The organism is Prochlorococcus sp. MIT 0603 (assembly GCF_000760215.1).
Lineage (GTDB): Bacteria > Cyanobacteriota > Cyanobacteriia > PCC-6307 > Cyanobiaceae > Prochlorococcus_E.
On record NZ_JNAW01000004.1, the window covers coordinates 204,309 to 219,099 of the forward strand.

Genomic DNA, 14,791 nt, shown 5'->3' on the forward strand with positions numbered 1-14,791 from the left:
ACCTCTCCCTCAATGGCAACGAAATTTCCATCGTTCAGCCAGGGTCTGGCACAGGACCCTACAACCCGTCGTATTTGGTACGGCATTGCTACCGCTCATGATTTTGAAAGTCATGACGGAATGACTGAAGAGCAGCTTTATCAGAAGCTTTTTGCTACACACTTTGGTCATTTAGCCGTTATTGGCTTATGGGTTGCTGGGAACCTGTTCCATATCGCTTGGCAAGGCAACTTCGAACAGTGGGTTACTGACCCACTTCATATTCGCCCAATTGCTCACGCAATTTGGGACCCTCACTTTGGTCAAGGTATTACCGATGCCTTAACTCAGGCTGGGGCAACATCTCCTGTAAATATTGCTTATTCAGGTCTTTATCATTGGTGGTACACCATTGGTATGCGGACAAATGAGCAGCTTTTCCAGGGTGCAATTTTCTTAAATATTCTTGTTTGCTGGTTATTGTTCGCAGGCTGGCTACATCTTCAGCCTAAGTTCAGACCTTCCTTAGCATGGTTCAAGAATGCTGAGGCTCAATTAAACCATCATCTTGCTGTTTTATTTGGCTTTAGTAGTATTGCTTGGACTGGTCACTTAGTTCATGTAGCTATACCTGAATCCAGAGGCCAACATGTTGGCTGGGATAACTGGCTAAGTGTCCTGCCTCACCCAGAAGGATTAGCTCCATTCTTCTCATTAAACTGGGGAGCATATGCTCAAAATCCTGATTCGTTAGATGCTGTATTTGGCACATCACAAGGAGCAGGAACAGCAATATTCACATTCCTAGGAGGCCTTCACCCACAAAGTGAATCACTCTGGCTAACTGATATAGCTCATCATCATTTAGCTATCGGTGTGATGTTTATCATTGCTGGCCATATGTATAGAAATACATTTGGTATTGGCCATAGCCTTAAAGAAATTACTGAATTCCATAACACAAGTAATCCAAACGATCCTCATACAGGACATTTTGGAATTAGTCACAATGGAATCTTTGAGACTGTAAACAACTCACTTCATTTCCAACTTGGCCTAGCTCTTGCTTCTTTAGGTGCTGCTTGCAGCTTAGTAGCTCAACACATGGGCGCACTTCCTTCCTATGCATTCATAGCTAGGGATTACACAACGCAATCTGCCCTGTACACACATCATCAATACATAGCAATGTTCTTGATGGTGGGAGCCTTTTCTCATGGAGCAATATTCTTTGTGAGAGACTATGACCCAGAACTGAACAAAGGTAATGTTCTAGCAAGGGTTTTGGAAACAAAAGAAGCACTTATAAGCCATTTAAGCTGGGTAACCATGCTTCTGGGCTTCCATACACTTGGTCTTTATGTTCATAACGATGTTGTAGTTGCCTTTGGCAATCCGGAAAAGCAAATTCTTATTGAGCCATATTTTGCTCAGGCCATTCAAGCCTTTAGTGGGAAAGTGATGTATGGCATTGATGCACTTCTGGCAAATGCAAATAGTTCGGCAACATTGGCAGCTAATAGCATGCCTGGTAATCACTATTGGATGGACATGATAAATAGACAAGATGCTTTAACTAACTTCTTGCCTATAGGTCCAGCAGATTTCTTGGTCCACCATGCCATCGCTTTAGGTCTTCACACAACTGCATTAATCCTTATCAAAGGAGCATTAGATGCTAGGGGTAGCAAACTAATTCCAGATAAGAAAGATTTTGGTTATGCATTCCCATGTGATGGTCCAGGTAGAGGTGGTACTTGTGATAGTTCAGCTTGGGACGCAACTTACCTTGCAATGTTCTGGGCACTTAATACAATTGCTTGGATCACTTTCTATTGGCACTGGAAACATCTAACAATCTGGCAAGGAAATGTTGCTCAGTTCAATGAATCTGGAACATACCTTATGGGATGGTTCAGAGATTATCTGTGGCTGAACAGCTCTCAATTGATTAATGGGTACAACCCATTTGGTGTTAATGCTCTATCCCCTTGGGCATGGATGTTCCTCTTTGGCCATTTAATCTGGGCAACAGGCTTCATGTTCTTAATTTCATGGAGAGGATACTGGCAAGAACTCATTGAAACTCTAGTTTGGGCTCATCAACGCACTCCAATAGCCAACCTTGTTGGCTGGAGAGACAAGCCTGTAGCCTTATCAATTGTTCAAGCCAGACTTGTTGGGTTAACGCATTTCACTGTGGGGAACTTTGTAACCTTTGGTGCATTTGTTATCGCCTCTACTTCAGGTAAATTTGGATAATTCTGTAAATTAGAGTTAACAAGGAAAGGTAAAACCCTGTCATCTAAGGTGACAGGGTTTTTTCTTTAGATTTCCACTTGCTTAATTCAGCAGCAATTGCAGGCAATAAAGAAACATCATTTGCCAACTTTTGACCTTGAGTAAAAACTATTAATAGCATTTTTATATTATTTGGCGTAATGAAGCAAGCAGCATCATTACGCGCTTCACTCATTAAACCTGCTTTACTCCATAACTTTGTGCCTATAGGTAATCCTTCCCCAAGGAAACCATCTACTTGATTATCTGAATCTGCCTTCCTTTCTACTAAATCTAAAGACCGAAAGAGAAGTTTTTTTAAATCCTTCGTACTTTTTGCTGTCAACAAAGAATCATTCATTATGGATTCTAATAGCCTTGCCGTGGCAATGGTACTCAAAGCATTTCGATTCTGAAGACTTTTTCCATAAAAGTCTTTTTCACGACCAAATGGGCCATCATTCCAGGTCTTTTGGCAACAGTTAATAGAGCAAAACTCCTCCCAATCAAAGCTATTTAACCAATCATTAATCCAATTTCTTTGCTTTTTCCAAACCTCCCAATTTTTTCCATTTAAAGCAGGACCACTCGTTGTGGCTGTAAGAAGATCTACAAGATATCCAGTAGCATCATTACTTGAATGAACAATCATTTCCGCCATAGCTCTACGAATCTCTGAACAGTCAACCAGTAAATCTTTATGTAACCAAGTCTCAATTGCACAACCATAGAACAACTTCACTACACTGGCTGGATAAAAGAGCGTTTCTTCTAACCATCCTGCTCCAATGCCACTGTTCCATGAATTTGAATTAGAGCCTTCATAGCAAATCCAAGTTATAGCTATATTCCTTTGAAGGCCCGCTCGAGAATCTTTCGAAAATTTCTCAATTAATGTTCTTAAGAACACTCCCATTGCAGGGTCATGCAGGTAAAAGCTCATCTTATGGTTACTAAATCAATGCCTGAACCAAAAATAACTCATAAACAAGAAACTCTAGGCGCAGGAAGTATCTGGTTACTCAACACCAATATTAATGGGTATAAAAATATAAAGAGCAATGAACTTGCTACGGAAGTTATTTCTGGTCGATTTTTCCTAATTATAGAAAATCCAAGCATCGAATTGAATTCATTAAAACATCGAAGAATCAAAGTTCGTCTTTTAGAAGATGGATATATTTGTTGGTTTAACTTAAAGGAAATTACCAATCATGTTCAAAGAATTCAGTACTGGAAACCTATTCTCCACAAAAAAATTCAAATAAAAAAGAAATTACCGAAAGTCCTAGGATGGATAGAAGAGGCCTCCAAATGTCCTAATGATTACCTATGGGGAGGAACTCTAGGTCCTAATTTTGACTGTTCTGGGTTGATTCAATATGCTTTCTCGAAGGAAGGTATTTGGATACCTCGAGATGCATATCAACAAGAGGAGTTTTGTACAAAAATACAGTTTGATATAAATACTTTAAATGGCATATCAGCTGGTGATTTAGTATTTTTTGGTAATTCAAAAAAATGCACCCATGTTGGCATGTATAAAGGCAATGGAGATTATTGGCATAGCTCAGGAACTAAGAATGGCAGGAATGGAATTGGTATTGACAACTTAAAACCTAATCGAAATAACTCAATTTCTTCCTATTATTCTTCAATGCTAAGAGGAGCAGGAAGAATTGAATCTTGTTATAATGAGAAGTCGATATCCTCAATTGTGCAATAAATCTATTGTTAAATGAATAATCAAGTTGACATATCTATCGTCATTCCGATTTACAACGAAGAGGAAAGTCTTCCTCAGCTTGTGAAGGAAGTTTTAATTGCAATGCGTACAACTAATGAGAAATTTGAAATAATTTTAGTAAATGATGGCTCTAATGATAATAGTTCCGAAGTGTTATCAAAACTTGTAAAAGAGACTTCTGAACTAATATGTATTTTCTTAAGAAAAAACTATGGTCAAACTGCTGCAATGGCAGCAGGCTTTGATGTATCAAGCGGTGAGATTATTGTTAGCATTGATGGTGATCTTCAGAATGATCCTGCAGACATACCTATACTTATAAGTAAACTAAGAGAAGGGTTTGACTTAGTAAGTGGATGGAGATATGATCGCAAAGATTCACAAATCAGAAGGAAGATTCCTTCTAAAATTGCCAATAAGCTTATAGGGAAAGTGACAGGAGTTAGTCTTAATGATTATGGGTGTTCACTAAAAGCGTATCGTCGAGAAGTCCTTTCAGATATGAAATTATATGGAGAGCTTCATCGGTTTTTACCTGTTTTAGCAAATATAGAAGGTGGAAGGATTACTGAGATTAAGGTTAACCACAGATCACGCATATATGGCAAGAGCAAGTATGGGATTGATCGAACTTTTAGAGTAATGATGGACCTATTAACAATTTGGTTTTTGAATAGATTCCTCACAAGGCCAATGTATGTTTTTGGTTTTGGTGGAATTATTGCAATATTAAGTAGTTTATTGACGAGTTTCTATCTTTTAATCCTAAAGGCTTTAGGAGAAGATATTGGCACTCGTCCTCTTCTGACATTTGCTTTAATACTTGGAGTTGCAGGTGTACAACTTTTCTGTTTTGGTCTGCTAGGGGAATTGCAAATTCGCACTTATCACGAAAGTCAAGGCAGGCCTATTTATAGAATCAGAAAAACATTAAAGAGTTAGTTAAATTATCTTTTTATATTTCTGCGCGACCTTTAAATCGCGAAATAGCTTCAGCTGCTTTAACAACTACACGACTATCAAAATCCCTTAAGCCTCTCCGTAAGATAGGAAGTGTTGACAAATCTCCCCATTGCTCTGCAATTGAAACTGCCATTAATCTTTCATCAGGTCCAGAGGAAATCAAGTTTTTTAATTTTTCTCGAAGACTTAATTTTTCTTTCAAACTAATTGGGGAATGAAAATGAATTGGATTCAGATCAAATTCTTGATCTTCTGCTCCATCTTTAGACAGAACTAAAGATGGATAATTAACTGGAAGATATTGCGAAAACTCATTGTTTACAAGCTTCTTCGGCTTTTTACCGAACGCCCAAAGTGTTCCTATAAGCAGTAAAGCAGCGCCAGCCGAAAAAATTTGATTCATTTGAAAAGAAGTGATAGATGTGTCATTGATTCGTATTGGATTGAACTTTTATGTCACCAATGGGGGCTTTACGTATCTAATACACATTAACTCTATACAGTAATGGTGGATCTTTTGGTAAATGCAATGTCAAGCGAATTTGCCGCGACCTGGCTTCCTGCTGTTTTCGTGCCTCTCATTGGGCTTATAACACCAGCAGTTTTTATTGTTCTCATTGGTCGATACATTACAGCGACCGATTAAAACACTTTTTGTTTACCCTCTAAGTCAACATAGTTCTCTAATACGCCCATGACTGAATTCCAAGACCCTTTCCTTAAGTCAGCTGAACCTGTCAAATTCAATGAAAAGTATGTTGACAGCTCAATTAGACCTGATGACATAGGTATTGTCGATCAATGGGCTGTGAACCCAGTTTCCGATCCATGTGTTGGAGACTTGCAAACACCAGTCAATTCTGGTTATTTCACAAAAGCATTTATTAGTAATCTTCCTTTTTATCGAGCTGGCCTCTCACCAAATTTCCGTGGGCTTGAAGTAGGTGCCGCTTTTGGATACTTGCTATATGGCCCTTATGCAATGACTGGGCCTCTAAGAACAAGTGATTTTGCACTTACTGCAGGATTGCTAGCAACCATTGGAGCAGTTCATATATTAACTGCTTTACTTGTTTTATATAACGCGCCAGGGAAAGCTCCTAATGTTCAGCCAGCTGACGCAACAATTGAAAGTCCACCTAATGATTTATTTACAAGAAGTGGTTGGGCGGATTTCACAAGTGGTTTCTGGTTAGGTGGATGTGGTGGAGCAGTTTTTGCATGGTTGCTGTGTGGCACCCTTCATCTAGATACAATTATGCCCATTGTGAGAGGAGTTTGGGCAGCAGGTTGATTTAAAGAATACTCTCAGAAGAACCTCTTATGAAAATGCTTTTGTCATTTTCATAAGAGGTTTTTCTATTGATAAATGCACTTTGCAACTTAAAAAGTTAATGAAAGCTATTGAAAAACACAAACAATTTATTGATTGGTACCAAAAGAAACTTGGTCTTAGCGATTATGGTTTGCTTTGGCTGGTTTTTTTTAAAGGCGTATTCCTAACGCTAATAATTCAAAAAATCCTAATTACTTAAAAACCAAAATAAAACTACAGACAAATAAAGCTATCAAATGAATCAGTAAATTTATCAGGACTTAATAATCTTCGTGCAAAAATCACATAACACAGAAAGTTTCTAAAATTTATTTGCCAGACTTCCTTCTATTATCTTCTCTACAAAGCAACTGGCAATTATCTGATGTTGTTTGCCCTCCTAAATGCCAAGGGGTGATGTGATCACATTCCATTCCATCTATATCAAAAACTTTTCCACAGTATTTGCAGTGACCACTTTGTCTTTCATAAGCCTCTCTCTTTTGTTTTTGGGTAAAAGATCTTATATTAAGGAATTTTTCTTTTCGCTTTAAAACATAATAATAAATACCTTTCTTATTAGTAACATCTTCATCTTGCATTAAGTCAAGAATTTCTTCTTCTAATTTATCTGCAGATAATTGCTGTTCACTAAAAGAGTTAAATAATTCACCCCATTCAATCCCTTTCATTTCCTTTCGATAAACGGGAAATGTTTTCCTTAGCCAATCAATTATCTTTTGGAAATAAATCCACAATTCTTCAGCACTTTTATTCTTTTGATTACAAGCCATAAAATATTCAATATTATTTTTGCTCTTCCATTTAATGATCGCTTCTAAATAATCTTGTCGAATAGGTGATCCATTCATATAATCTTTTCCATAACCATAGGCAGGACAATTATTCCTACTGAAATATTTTTTAGCATCAGTAACCCAAGGGCCAGAATATACAGCATTTCTTAATTCCTGGTCAGCAAGCTTTTCTCCTGCAATATTAATTGTCTTAAACCATTCCAATTTTTCACTATCAGTACCGCTACAGATATAAATCATAAGTTGATAATTTAAAATTCGATCTTGCTCATCATCCTGCAAATTATGGAAAGCTCTTAGAGCATTGATATTTCCTAGCTTTACAGAGAAATCGCCTTCAACATATCTACAAATTGATATTGTCCTTTGCTGGCCATCAATAATCTCAAAATCACCATCTGATCTTTTAGCCCAATACATAACATTCAAGGGATAATTTTTACTTACTGTGTCAATAACTGCATCCCTTTGAGCATCCTTATATATAAATTCTCTTTGATATGGAGGACGTATATTTAAATGACCACTATAAGCAAATACTCCCTCCTCCAGATTATCAACATAGCCTTCAGAAAGTTGCCTTATAGTTATTTCATGAAGTTGAATTTCCATATCATGATTATATCAAGAGCATAGTAAGCAATATCATCTTATTTAATTTTAACTCCTTAACATATTTTATTCACTTCATTTTTTTAACTAGGATTCTTGCATAACATTTAATATAATATTGATTATCAACTATATAAAATGTTTTATTAGAAGGTGGTAATTCAACCTTGATAGCCGCTCCATCGTTTAATTTTTTAACCCTTGATCTTTGACCACTTGAATTAACTTGTATTTGAGTTGGATAAACTTTAGATGCTAAGCCATCCCAACTTTGAGTAGTCCCAATAATCTGGAATTGTTCGGGATTATATTTATCAAGAAAAGTCAAAGGAACACCCATCATTCCATCATAATCTATGGGTATATCTTTAGTCTTATTAACCTCAATAGCATTATGGTTATCATAACTTGGATATTCAAATGGATTATATTTTTTATAGAGTATAATATCATTATAACGTTCTTTATAATCCATATTAGTAAACCATCTAACCCCTTTAATTCTTATATATTTTTTACCTTTAGAATCAGTCCTTGAGCTTGCTGCCTTTAAAGGATAATCATCAGGGACACCAAATTCTCTATCGCCACTTCTAATACTAGGTCCAAGCCATATTTTATTATCTCTTATAAGTCTAAAAATTTCTTTATATGATGTAGCATTTATATTTCCAATTACGAGATATTTTTTCTTATATTCTTCTAATTGTGAAATATATTCCCTAAATAATGAAAAAGGAGGATTTGTCACAACAATATCGCATGACTTTAGAATTTCAATATTTTCCTGATTTCTAAAATCACCATTACCTTTAAACTCTTTTATTTGAATTTCTTCTAGATCTGGAACTTTATTTTTATTCTTATCACCTTCATATTCTAAATATATAGATTTTATAGAGTTATGTTGACTAAATAAGTCTATGTCTTGATTCTTATAGCAACTAGTAATTAATTTTTTTAATCCCAATTTTTCAAAATTATATGAAAAATAATGAAAAAACTGACTAGATCTTGGATCGTCACAATTACAATAAACTACCTTATTAAGAAAATGATGTTGATAGTATTTTAATTCTTTTTCAATGTCACTAAGTTGAGTATAGAATTCATCTTTTTTATTCTCTCTTGCCTCAGATAAACTTAAGTTTCCTTGTGGCATTCTAAAGAAATTAATATTAATAATTATATTGGTAAATATTTCTTTAGTCTACAAATTCACAATAAAATGGAGAGGGAGAACTTTCACTTGAATCACACTGACCCCATGTGAACTGGAAAGAACCTCTCAATTGTTGAAAATGGGTTTTTCCCAACAACACACAAGTGAACTAGCATGAATTCACAGGAATCAAACAGATAACCTCTATTAAGTCATAGCAGTGAATCTCAGTTTTTTGGACTTGAATGAACTCTTCTGAACCAAAGTAAAAACGGAGAGGGAGGGATTCGAACCCTCGACAGGAGTTGCCTCCTGTAACTCCTTAGCAGGGAGCCGCTTTCAACCACTCAGCCACCTCTCCAGAAGTAGCATTATTACCTTATCAAGGCATACTCAATATCCAAAGGAAATATCTGGATTCTTCAGAAATATCAAATTACGACTCTAGGCAAACGATATTTAAAACCACACAAAATTTCCCAAGGAATAGATCCCGACACTTCACTCCATTGATATGGAGTTATAGAACAATTTCCATCAACACCAAGTAAAGTGACAACATCTCCTACTTCAATATCAAAATTACCTGTAATATCTATTACTAATTGATCCATAGTAATAGAACCAACTTGTGGATAAAAATCTCCATTAATTAGAACAGATATCTTTCCAGACAAAGCTCGATTAATACCATCTGCATAACCTATTCCTACAACAGCAAGGCGACTATTCCTCTCAGTGACAAAATCATGACCATAACTAACCCCAACTCGAGATGGTACATCCCGAACAAAAGTAACTCTCGCTCTTACAGCTAAAGCAGGCTCTAAAGGACAAATCTTTTTTAATTTTTGGAAAGGACTATAACCATACAAAGCCAAACCAACCCTAACCATATCAAAATGCAATTTCTGATCTCTAAATGTTCCTGCTGAATTTGCGAGGTGTGTACAAAGGGTTGTTTTTCGAGCTTTTAATTTTGACAATAAAGTTTGAAATTTTTCTTTCTGTTTAGAAGTAAAGGTTTCAGCTTTATCATTAAGCTCCATATCCGCCAAAGCAAGATGGCTATAAATTCCTTTTAATAAAAGATTTGGAAGTTTATCAATTAAATCAATGAGATCAAAAGCATCTTCCACATCACAACCCAAACGCGTCATGCCTGTATCAACTTTTAAATGAACACTAAAAATTTTTCCTTCTATCTGAGCTAATTGCTGACATAACTTTGCCTCCCTAGCACTACAGATAGTAGGGGTTAAATCCCAATAAAGGCAACTAGCTAATTCTTCAGAGCTAATAAGATTTCCAAGTATAAGAATTTGGCAATTAATGCCAGCTTTCCTAAGGTCAAGTGCTTCCTGCAAAGTGGCCACTCCTAAATTATCCGCACCACCGGCCAAGGCTGCATCGGCTACTGTTTCTGAACCGTGACCATATCCATCCGCTTTAACAACAGCCATAAGAAGACAATTGTCTTTAAGAAGAGCCTTAATTGCAAGACTATTAGCCTTAATTGCTTTAGGAAAAACTTCTACCCAAGCACGTTGACGAGGATCAATCTTTTCTAAAGGCATAGAACTAAAAGCATAAAACAAATTTAAAGAAGCATTTTTGGTATAACTAAGATGATGTTAATTAAATAGCTGGCATGAGCCAGGTTCTAGTTCTAAATGCATCCTATGAACCTCTAAACATTACAAGTTGGCGCAGAGCCACTGTCCTGATGCTAAAGGGTAAAGCTGAAAGTTTAGAAGAAGACTCAAATCATAAAATTAGAAATGATATAAGGCTGCCAACTGTTATTCGTCTTAGATACTTTGTTAAAGTTCCTTATAGGGAATTAGCACTTAATAAAAAAAACCTTATTCAAAGGGACCATAATTCCTGCCAATACTGCGGTTATACTGGCCCAAAATTATCAATTGATCATGTAATTCCTCGCAGCAGAGGTGGTCAAGATGTTTGGGAAAATGTTGCTATAGCTTGTATTTCATGCAATATAAAAAAAGGCAATAGGACTATTCAAGAAGCTAATATGCCATTAAGGAAAAAACCACATAAACCATTAAATTCAATCGGTCTTGAAGCTACAAAACAAATAAACTCAGGCCAGCATAAAGAATGGAGTAAATACGTAATTGGATGAACTATATGGCTAATCTTCTTGTTGCTTTCCTAATTCTTCCAATTTCAGTCTTTGTTCTTCTGCAATACAAGCCCCAATCACATCATCCAATTGTCCTTCAAGAACATTCTCTAAAGGGAAATTGATACCTAAACGATGATCAGTGGTCCTATTGTCCTTGTAATTATATGTCCGTATTTTTTCACTTCTATCACCTGTGCCAACTTGAGCTAATCTTGCTGATCGTTCTTTAGCATTAGCTTCTTCAATTTCTCTTTCAAGTAATTTAGCCCTTAAAATTTCCAAGGCACGTTCTCTATTTTGCAATTGAGAACGTTCTTGAGTACAGAAAACCCTTATACCAGTTGGTTTGTGTAATAAATCAACTGCAGTTTCAACTTTATTGACATTTTGACCACCTGCACCCCCAGACCTTGCAGTACTGATTTCTAAATCAGTGGGGTCCAATTTTACTTCTACTGGATCAGCTTCTGGCATTACAGCAACTGTCGCTGTAGAAGTGTGAACTCTTCCTTGAGATTCTGTTGCGGGGACTCGCTGTACCCGATGGACCCCAGCTTCAAATTTCAATTGGCTAAATACTGCTTTACCTTTTACAGAAATAATTAACTCTCGGAATCCTCCCAGATCAGCCTCTGTTGAACTCATTGGTTTAACAGACCAACCAACTTTCAAACCATAACGCTCATACATTCTTGCCAAATCACCTGCCCAAATACATGCTTCATCTCCTCCAGCCCCAGCTCGAATTTCCAACATCACACTTCTTTCATCTCTTGGATCTTTAGGCAAAAGAGCTAAAGTTAAACGATGAACCAAATCTTTCTCAAGACATTCAAGATGCTTCAACTCTTCTTGAGCTAAAGCCTCCATTTCCTTGTCAGACTTACTTTCACGTAATAGCTGTTTTGCTTCTAAGTACTCAATACCTATAGATTGAAGTTTTTGATAATCTAAAACCAAAGGTTCTAAACGAGATCTCTCTCTTGCAATAATTTCCAAACGTTTTGGGTCTGAAGCCACATCAGGATCAGCCAACTGCAATTCCAAATTCCTAAAACTCTCACTAGCTGTTTCTAGCCTTGCTTTCAGTGTTGAAGTGTCCATAACCACATCAACTCAGATCTTTTTAAATAGAGTTTGAGAAAAACTACTTAGATGATGAATCATCGGAAGTATCTTTACCTTTGCTTTTACTAGGTTTATTTTTTTCATTTGATGTATCTTCATCAGGACTAGCCATACCATACTTGCGCATAAAACGATCTACTCTTCCTTCAGTGTCAAGAATTTTTTGAGTTCCTGTGAAAAATGGATGATTGCCACTCCAAACATCAACATGAATCTCAGGTTGAGTTGAACCAGTTGTCATAACAACCTCACCATTGCAAATTACTTTTGCATCTGGATACCATTTTGGATGAATATCTTGTTTGGGCATTTTTTAGAAGTGGAGAAAAGTGTTTTTTAATGAAGAAAGTAAAAATATTTAATTGGAAATTATCTTTTAGAGAATTGCGGTGCTTTTCGTGCTTTCTTTAATCCATATTTCCGCCTTTCTTTAGCTCTAGGATCTCTACTTAAATGACCTTCTGTCTTTAAAGGCTTCCTATTATCTGCTGAAAGTTGGCATAAAGCTCTTGCAGCACCTTGTTTAATTGCATCAGACTGACCCGTAAGACCACCCCCATAAACATTTACTAAAACATCATATGCTTCACCTAAACCAAGTGTGAGCAATGGCGCTTTGACAGCAGAAATATAAGCTGGATTAAAATTTAAATAATGATCACCTGGACGTCCGTTAATGGTGATTTGACCAGTACCTGGAACTAATCTGACTCGAGCAACAGATGTTTTTCTTCGTCCAGTACCAAGATAAACAACTGAATTTTTAGGAGAACTATTCATTTAACTAATACGTTGGAATTAATAGTAAGAACTTTTGGGTTTTGTGCTTCATGAGGGTGTTCAGAACCCTTATAAACTTTCAATTTACGAAATAATTGTCTCCCAAGAGCATTATGCGGAAGCATTCCTTTAATAGCTTTCTCAACTATCCTTTCAGGGAGCCTCTCCTGAAGTGCATTAAAAGTTTCCACTTTCATTCCACCTGGTCGTCCTGAATGCCTGCGATAAAGCTTTTGATTTCCTTTTCTACCACTAACCTGAATTTTTTCAGCGTTAACAATAACAACGAAATCTCCAGTATCTAAATGAGGAGTGAAATTAGGTTTGTTCTTACCTCGAAGAACTGATGCCACAGTAGTGGCAAGTCTTCCAAGTGTCTGATTCTCAGCATCTACCAGATACCACTGGCGATCAATCGAGTCGATGGAGGGAGTAATAGTCTTGTTCATCTGGCCGGCATGCCGGATTTTATTATAGCCCTGTTATTAGACAAGGCATATGTCTAAGAGAGTCAGATCAAAGCATTGATCTAGATCTCAAAGAATTATTTTACATGTTAATAGTTGATTTTTAAAAGAATTTGAGGAATTTCTATTGCAAATCAATTAACTCAAAGAAATAGGAGGATCTCTTGTCATCAGAAAGAAATGAGGAAAACTATCAAAAACGATATTTTCACGAAAAATAGATTCTTTGTAGCCTGCACGAAGGAAGCAAAGTCCACGTGCTGGAGCAGCTTCCTTGACCTCAGATCTCAATTTATGTTTCCATCGCTTTTCAAAGGCATTAACAGTCAGCTTATGTTCTCCGACAAGAACTAATTGTCCTATTAGCAACCTAACCATGCCATACAAAAAGCCACTTGCTTGAATTTCAAAAACTAATAAGTCTCCTTTTCTTACTAGATCAACTTCTTGAATGGTAGTAAAAGAATGAGCCCTATTACTACCGCTCCTTTGAAAAGCAGAGAAATCATGGCACCCAAGAAGGCTTTTGGTTGCTTTTGCCATTAATGTTTCATCCAGACGGTATTGATATCTATGCCAACTCCATGGTTCTAAAAACAAGTTTGGAGTACAACCGTTATAGATTATGTATCTATATCTCCTGTATTGAGCTGAAAAACACGCATGCCAATCAAATGATGTTTCCGCAGAATCACTTACTCTAATTGACGAAGGCAGCCTTCCATTTAAAGCCGAAGGCCATCTATGGACTGGTATTTGGCCAACAGAGTCAAAATGAACCACCTGCCCAGAAGCATGCACTCCCGAATCTGTTCTCCCAGCTGCAATAAGTTTTACAGGATGATAAGGTTCTAACGAAAAAACACTTTCTTCAAGCACACTCTGCACACTTTCCCCTGATTTCTGTCTCTGCCAACCACAAAAATCAGTGCCCTGATATTGAATGGATAATGCAATCCTCTTGGATATTGATTTATTAAATACCTGAGATTTCGATTTAGTTGCCATTGTAACTAAGCAACTTTGCTAAGTAATTAGACCAGTTCGATAATTGCCATTTCTGCGTTATCTCCTCTTCTAGGAACTGTTCTGACAATTCTAGTATATCCACCTTTTCGATCACCATAACGATCTTGAGCCTTGTCAAAAAGGGAATGTACTAACTTTTTGTCGTATATATATCCAATAGCCCTCCTTCTTGCAGCAAGAGAACCATCTTTAGCCAAACCAATCATTCTCTCAACTTCATCTCTAAGTGCTTTAGCCCTTGCTTTTGTTGTTGTTACTCGGCCTTCACGAATCAGCTGTGTAGTTAAACCACGCAACAAAGCCTTTCTTTGATCAGCTGGTCTACCAAGCTGAGGAAGTCGTAGTTGATGTCTCATTGT

At 36.7% G+C, this 14,791-nt stretch carries 17 protein-coding genes and 1 tRNA gene; 6 read left to right on the plus strand and 12 right to left on the minus strand.

Annotated features, from left to right (window positions below; genetic code table 11):
* Positions 1 to 12: 12 nt before the first annotated feature.
* On the plus strand, positions 13 to 2,241 hold the full coding sequence (psaB, locus tag EV07_RS08045; protein WP_036919280.1) for a photosystem I core protein PsaB: 2,229 nt from the start codon (positions 13 to 15) through the stop codon (positions 2,239 to 2,241).
* Positions 2,242 to 2,284: 43 nt separating this feature from the next.
* Here the strand turns inward: psaB and EV07_RS08050 are convergent, their stop codons facing one another.
* Complete coding sequence (locus EV07_RS08050; protein ID WP_036919282.1) at positions 2,285 to 3,202, minus strand: serine hydrolase; 918 nt, start codon at positions 3,200 to 3,202, stop codon at positions 2,285 to 2,287.
* 18 nt (positions 3,203 to 3,220) lie between these two features.
* Between EV07_RS08050 and EV07_RS08055 the strand changes: the two genes are divergently transcribed.
* Both EV07_RS08055 and EV07_RS08060 read left to right on the plus strand, forming a co-directional pair.
* On the plus strand, positions 3,221 to 3,985 hold the full coding sequence (locus tag EV07_RS08055) for a C40 family peptidase (protein WP_036919779.1): 765 nt from the start codon (positions 3,221 to 3,223) through the stop codon (positions 3,983 to 3,985).
* 12 nt (positions 3,986 to 3,997) lie between these two features.
* A complete protein-coding gene (locus tag EV07_RS08060) occupies positions 3,998 to 4,948 on the plus strand; it encodes a glycosyltransferase family 2 protein (protein ID WP_036919285.1) in 951 nt (316 codons plus the stop codon).
* 13 nt (positions 4,949 to 4,961) lie between these two features.
* Here the strand turns inward: EV07_RS08060 and EV07_RS08065 are convergent, their stop codons facing one another.
* A complete protein-coding gene (locus EV07_RS08065) occupies positions 4,962 to 5,372 on the minus strand; it encodes a HEAT repeat domain-containing protein (protein WP_036919288.1) in 411 nt (136 codons plus the stop codon).
* Between the two features lie 126 nt (positions 5,373 to 5,498).
* On the opposite strand from EV07_RS08065, the gene EV07_RS09480 reads away from it, so the two are divergent.
* Together EV07_RS09480 and EV07_RS08070 are read left to right on the plus strand one after the other, a co-directional pair.
* Positions 5,499 to 5,615, plus strand: coding sequence for a photosystem I reaction center subunit VIII (locus EV07_RS09480; RefSeq protein ID WP_072013347.1), 117 nt, complete (start codon positions 5,499 to 5,501; stop codon positions 5,613 to 5,615).
* A gap of 48 nt (positions 5,616 to 5,663) precedes the next feature.
* Positions 5,664 to 6,263, plus strand: coding sequence for a photosystem I reaction center protein subunit XI (locus tag EV07_RS08070; protein WP_036919291.1), 600 nt, complete (start codon positions 5,664 to 5,666; stop codon positions 6,261 to 6,263).
* A gap of 350 nt (positions 6,264 to 6,613) precedes the next feature.
* Here the strand turns inward: EV07_RS08070 and EV07_RS08075 are convergent, their stop codons facing one another.
* From EV07_RS08075 to alr, 4 genes are all read right to left on the minus strand, one after another.
* Positions 6,614 to 7,714, minus strand: a complete 1,101-nt coding sequence (locus tag EV07_RS08075; protein ID WP_036919293.1) for a GmrSD restriction endonuclease domain-containing protein — start codon at positions 7,712 to 7,714, stop codon at positions 6,614 to 6,616.
* A 70-nt stretch (positions 7,715 to 7,784) separates the two neighbouring features.
* On the minus strand, positions 7,785 to 8,876 hold the full coding sequence (locus EV07_RS08080) for an adenine-specific methyltransferase EcoRI family protein (protein ID WP_036919296.1): 1,092 nt from the start codon (positions 8,874 to 8,876) through the stop codon (positions 7,785 to 7,787).
* Between the two features lie 272 nt (positions 8,877 to 9,148).
* Positions 9,149 to 9,237, minus strand: a tRNA-Ser gene (locus EV07_RS08085).
* Between the two features lie 70 nt (positions 9,238 to 9,307).
* Complete coding sequence (gene alr, locus EV07_RS08090; protein WP_036919297.1) at positions 9,308 to 10,453, minus strand: alanine racemase; 1,146 nt, start codon at positions 10,451 to 10,453, stop codon at positions 9,308 to 9,310.
* Positions 10,454 to 10,527: 74 nt separating this feature from the next.
* Between alr and EV07_RS08095 the strand changes: the two genes are divergently transcribed.
* Positions 10,528 to 11,025, plus strand: coding sequence for an HNH endonuclease (locus EV07_RS08095; RefSeq protein ID WP_036919300.1), 498 nt, complete (start codon positions 10,528 to 10,530; stop codon positions 11,023 to 11,025).
* 9 nt (positions 11,026 to 11,034) lie between these two features.
* Here EV07_RS08095 and prfA read toward each other — a convergent pair whose 3' ends face one another.
* The 6 genes from prfA to rplQ all read right to left on the minus strand — a co-directional run bounded on the left by prfA (position 11,035) and on the right by rplQ (position 14,788).
* On the minus strand, positions 11,035 to 12,132 hold the full coding sequence (prfA, locus tag EV07_RS08100; protein WP_036919301.1) for a peptide chain release factor 1: 1,098 nt from the start codon (positions 12,130 to 12,132) through the stop codon (positions 11,035 to 11,037).
* A 43-nt stretch (positions 12,133 to 12,175) separates the two neighbouring features.
* Positions 12,176 to 12,466 carry a 50S ribosomal protein L31 gene (rpmE, locus tag EV07_RS08105; RefSeq protein ID WP_036919305.1) on the minus strand — a complete coding sequence of 97 codons (291 nt, stop codon included), beginning with the start codon at positions 12,464 to 12,466 and terminating at the stop codon, positions 12,176 to 12,178.
* Positions 12,467 to 12,525: 59 nt separating this feature from the next.
* Positions 12,526 to 12,936: a 30S ribosomal protein S9 gene (gene rpsI, locus EV07_RS08110; RefSeq protein ID WP_036919307.1), complete on the minus strand. Its 411-nt coding sequence runs from the start codon at positions 12,934 to 12,936 to the stop codon at positions 12,526 to 12,528.
* On the minus strand, positions 12,933 to 13,385 hold the full coding sequence (rplM, locus tag EV07_RS08115) for a 50S ribosomal protein L13 (protein WP_036919310.1): 453 nt from the start codon (positions 13,383 to 13,385) through the stop codon (positions 12,933 to 12,935). Before rplM ends, rpsI begins: the two co-directional genes overlap by 4 nt.
* 156 nt (positions 13,386 to 13,541) lie before the next feature.
* Positions 13,542 to 14,411 carry a tRNA pseudouridine(38-40) synthase TruA gene (gene truA / locus EV07_RS08120; RefSeq protein ID WP_036919312.1) on the minus strand — a complete coding sequence of 290 codons (870 nt, stop codon included), beginning with the start codon at positions 14,409 to 14,411 and terminating at the stop codon, positions 13,542 to 13,544.
* A 26-nt stretch (positions 14,412 to 14,437) separates the two neighbouring features.
* Complete coding sequence (gene rplQ / locus EV07_RS08125; protein WP_036919314.1) at positions 14,438 to 14,788, minus strand: 50S ribosomal protein L17; 351 nt, start codon at positions 14,786 to 14,788, stop codon at positions 14,438 to 14,440.
* Positions 14,789 to 14,791: the final 3 nt, after the last annotated feature.

What these genes read in the sequence shown, in the direction of transcription:
- prfA (WP_036919301.1), bottom strand. Translation starts at nt 12,132, where the DNA reads ATGGACACTTCAACACTGAAAGCAAGGCTAGAAACAGCTAGTGAGAGT.
- EV07_RS08075 (WP_036919293.1), bottom strand. Translation starts at nt 7,714, where the DNA reads ATGGAAATTCAACTTCATGAAATAACTATAAGGCAACTTTCTGAAGGC.
- EV07_RS08055 (WP_036919779.1), top strand. Translation starts at nt 3,221, where the DNA reads ATGCCTGAACCAAAAATAACTCATAAACAAGAAACTCTAGGCGCAGGA.
- alr (WP_036919297.1), bottom strand. Translation starts at nt 10,453, where the DNA reads ATGCCTTTAGAAAAGATTGATCCTCGTCAACGTGCTTGGGTAGAAGTT.
- EV07_RS08060 (WP_036919285.1), top strand. Translation starts at nt 3,998, where the DNA reads ATGAATAATCAAGTTGACATATCTATCGTCATTCCGATTTACAACGAA.
- rplQ (WP_036919314.1), bottom strand. Translation starts at nt 14,788, where the DNA reads ATGAGACATCAACTACGACTTCCTCAGCTTGGTAGACCAGCTGATCAA.
- EV07_RS08095 (WP_036919300.1), top strand. Translation starts at nt 10,528, where the DNA reads ATGAGCCAGGTTCTAGTTCTAAATGCATCCTATGAACCTCTAAACATT.
- rpmE (WP_036919305.1), bottom strand. Translation starts at nt 12,466, where the DNA reads ATGCCCAAACAAGATATTCATCCAAAATGGTATCCAGATGCAAAAGTA.
- EV07_RS08080 (WP_036919296.1), bottom strand. Translation starts at nt 8,876, where the DNA reads ATGCCACAAGGAAACTTAAGTTTATCTGAGGCAAGAGAGAATAAAAAA.
- EV07_RS08050 (WP_036919282.1), bottom strand. Translation starts at nt 3,202, where the DNA reads ATGAGCTTTTACCTGCATGACCCTGCAATGGGAGTGTTCTTAAGAACA.
- rpsI (WP_036919307.1), bottom strand. Translation starts at nt 12,936, where the DNA reads ATGAATAGTTCTCCTAAAAATTCAGTTGTTTATCTTGGTACTGGACGA.
- EV07_RS09480 (WP_072013347.1), top strand. Translation starts at nt 5,499, where the DNA reads ATGTCAAGCGAATTTGCCGCGACCTGGCTTCCTGCTGTTTTCGTGCCT.
- EV07_RS08070 (WP_036919291.1), top strand. Translation starts at nt 5,664, where the DNA reads ATGACTGAATTCCAAGACCCTTTCCTTAAGTCAGCTGAACCTGTCAAA.
- truA (WP_036919312.1), bottom strand. Translation starts at nt 14,411, where the DNA reads ATGGCAACTAAATCGAAATCTCAGGTATTTAATAAATCAATATCCAAG.
- psaB (WP_036919280.1), top strand. Translation starts at nt 13, where the DNA reads ATGGCAACGAAATTTCCATCGTTCAGCCAGGGTCTGGCACAGGACCCT.
- rplM (WP_036919310.1), bottom strand. Translation starts at nt 13,385, where the DNA reads ATGAACAAGACTATTACTCCCTCCATCGACTCGATTGATCGCCAGTGG.
- EV07_RS08065 (WP_036919288.1), bottom strand. Translation starts at nt 5,372, where the DNA reads ATGAATCAAATTTTTTCGGCTGGCGCTGCTTTACTGCTTATAGGAACA.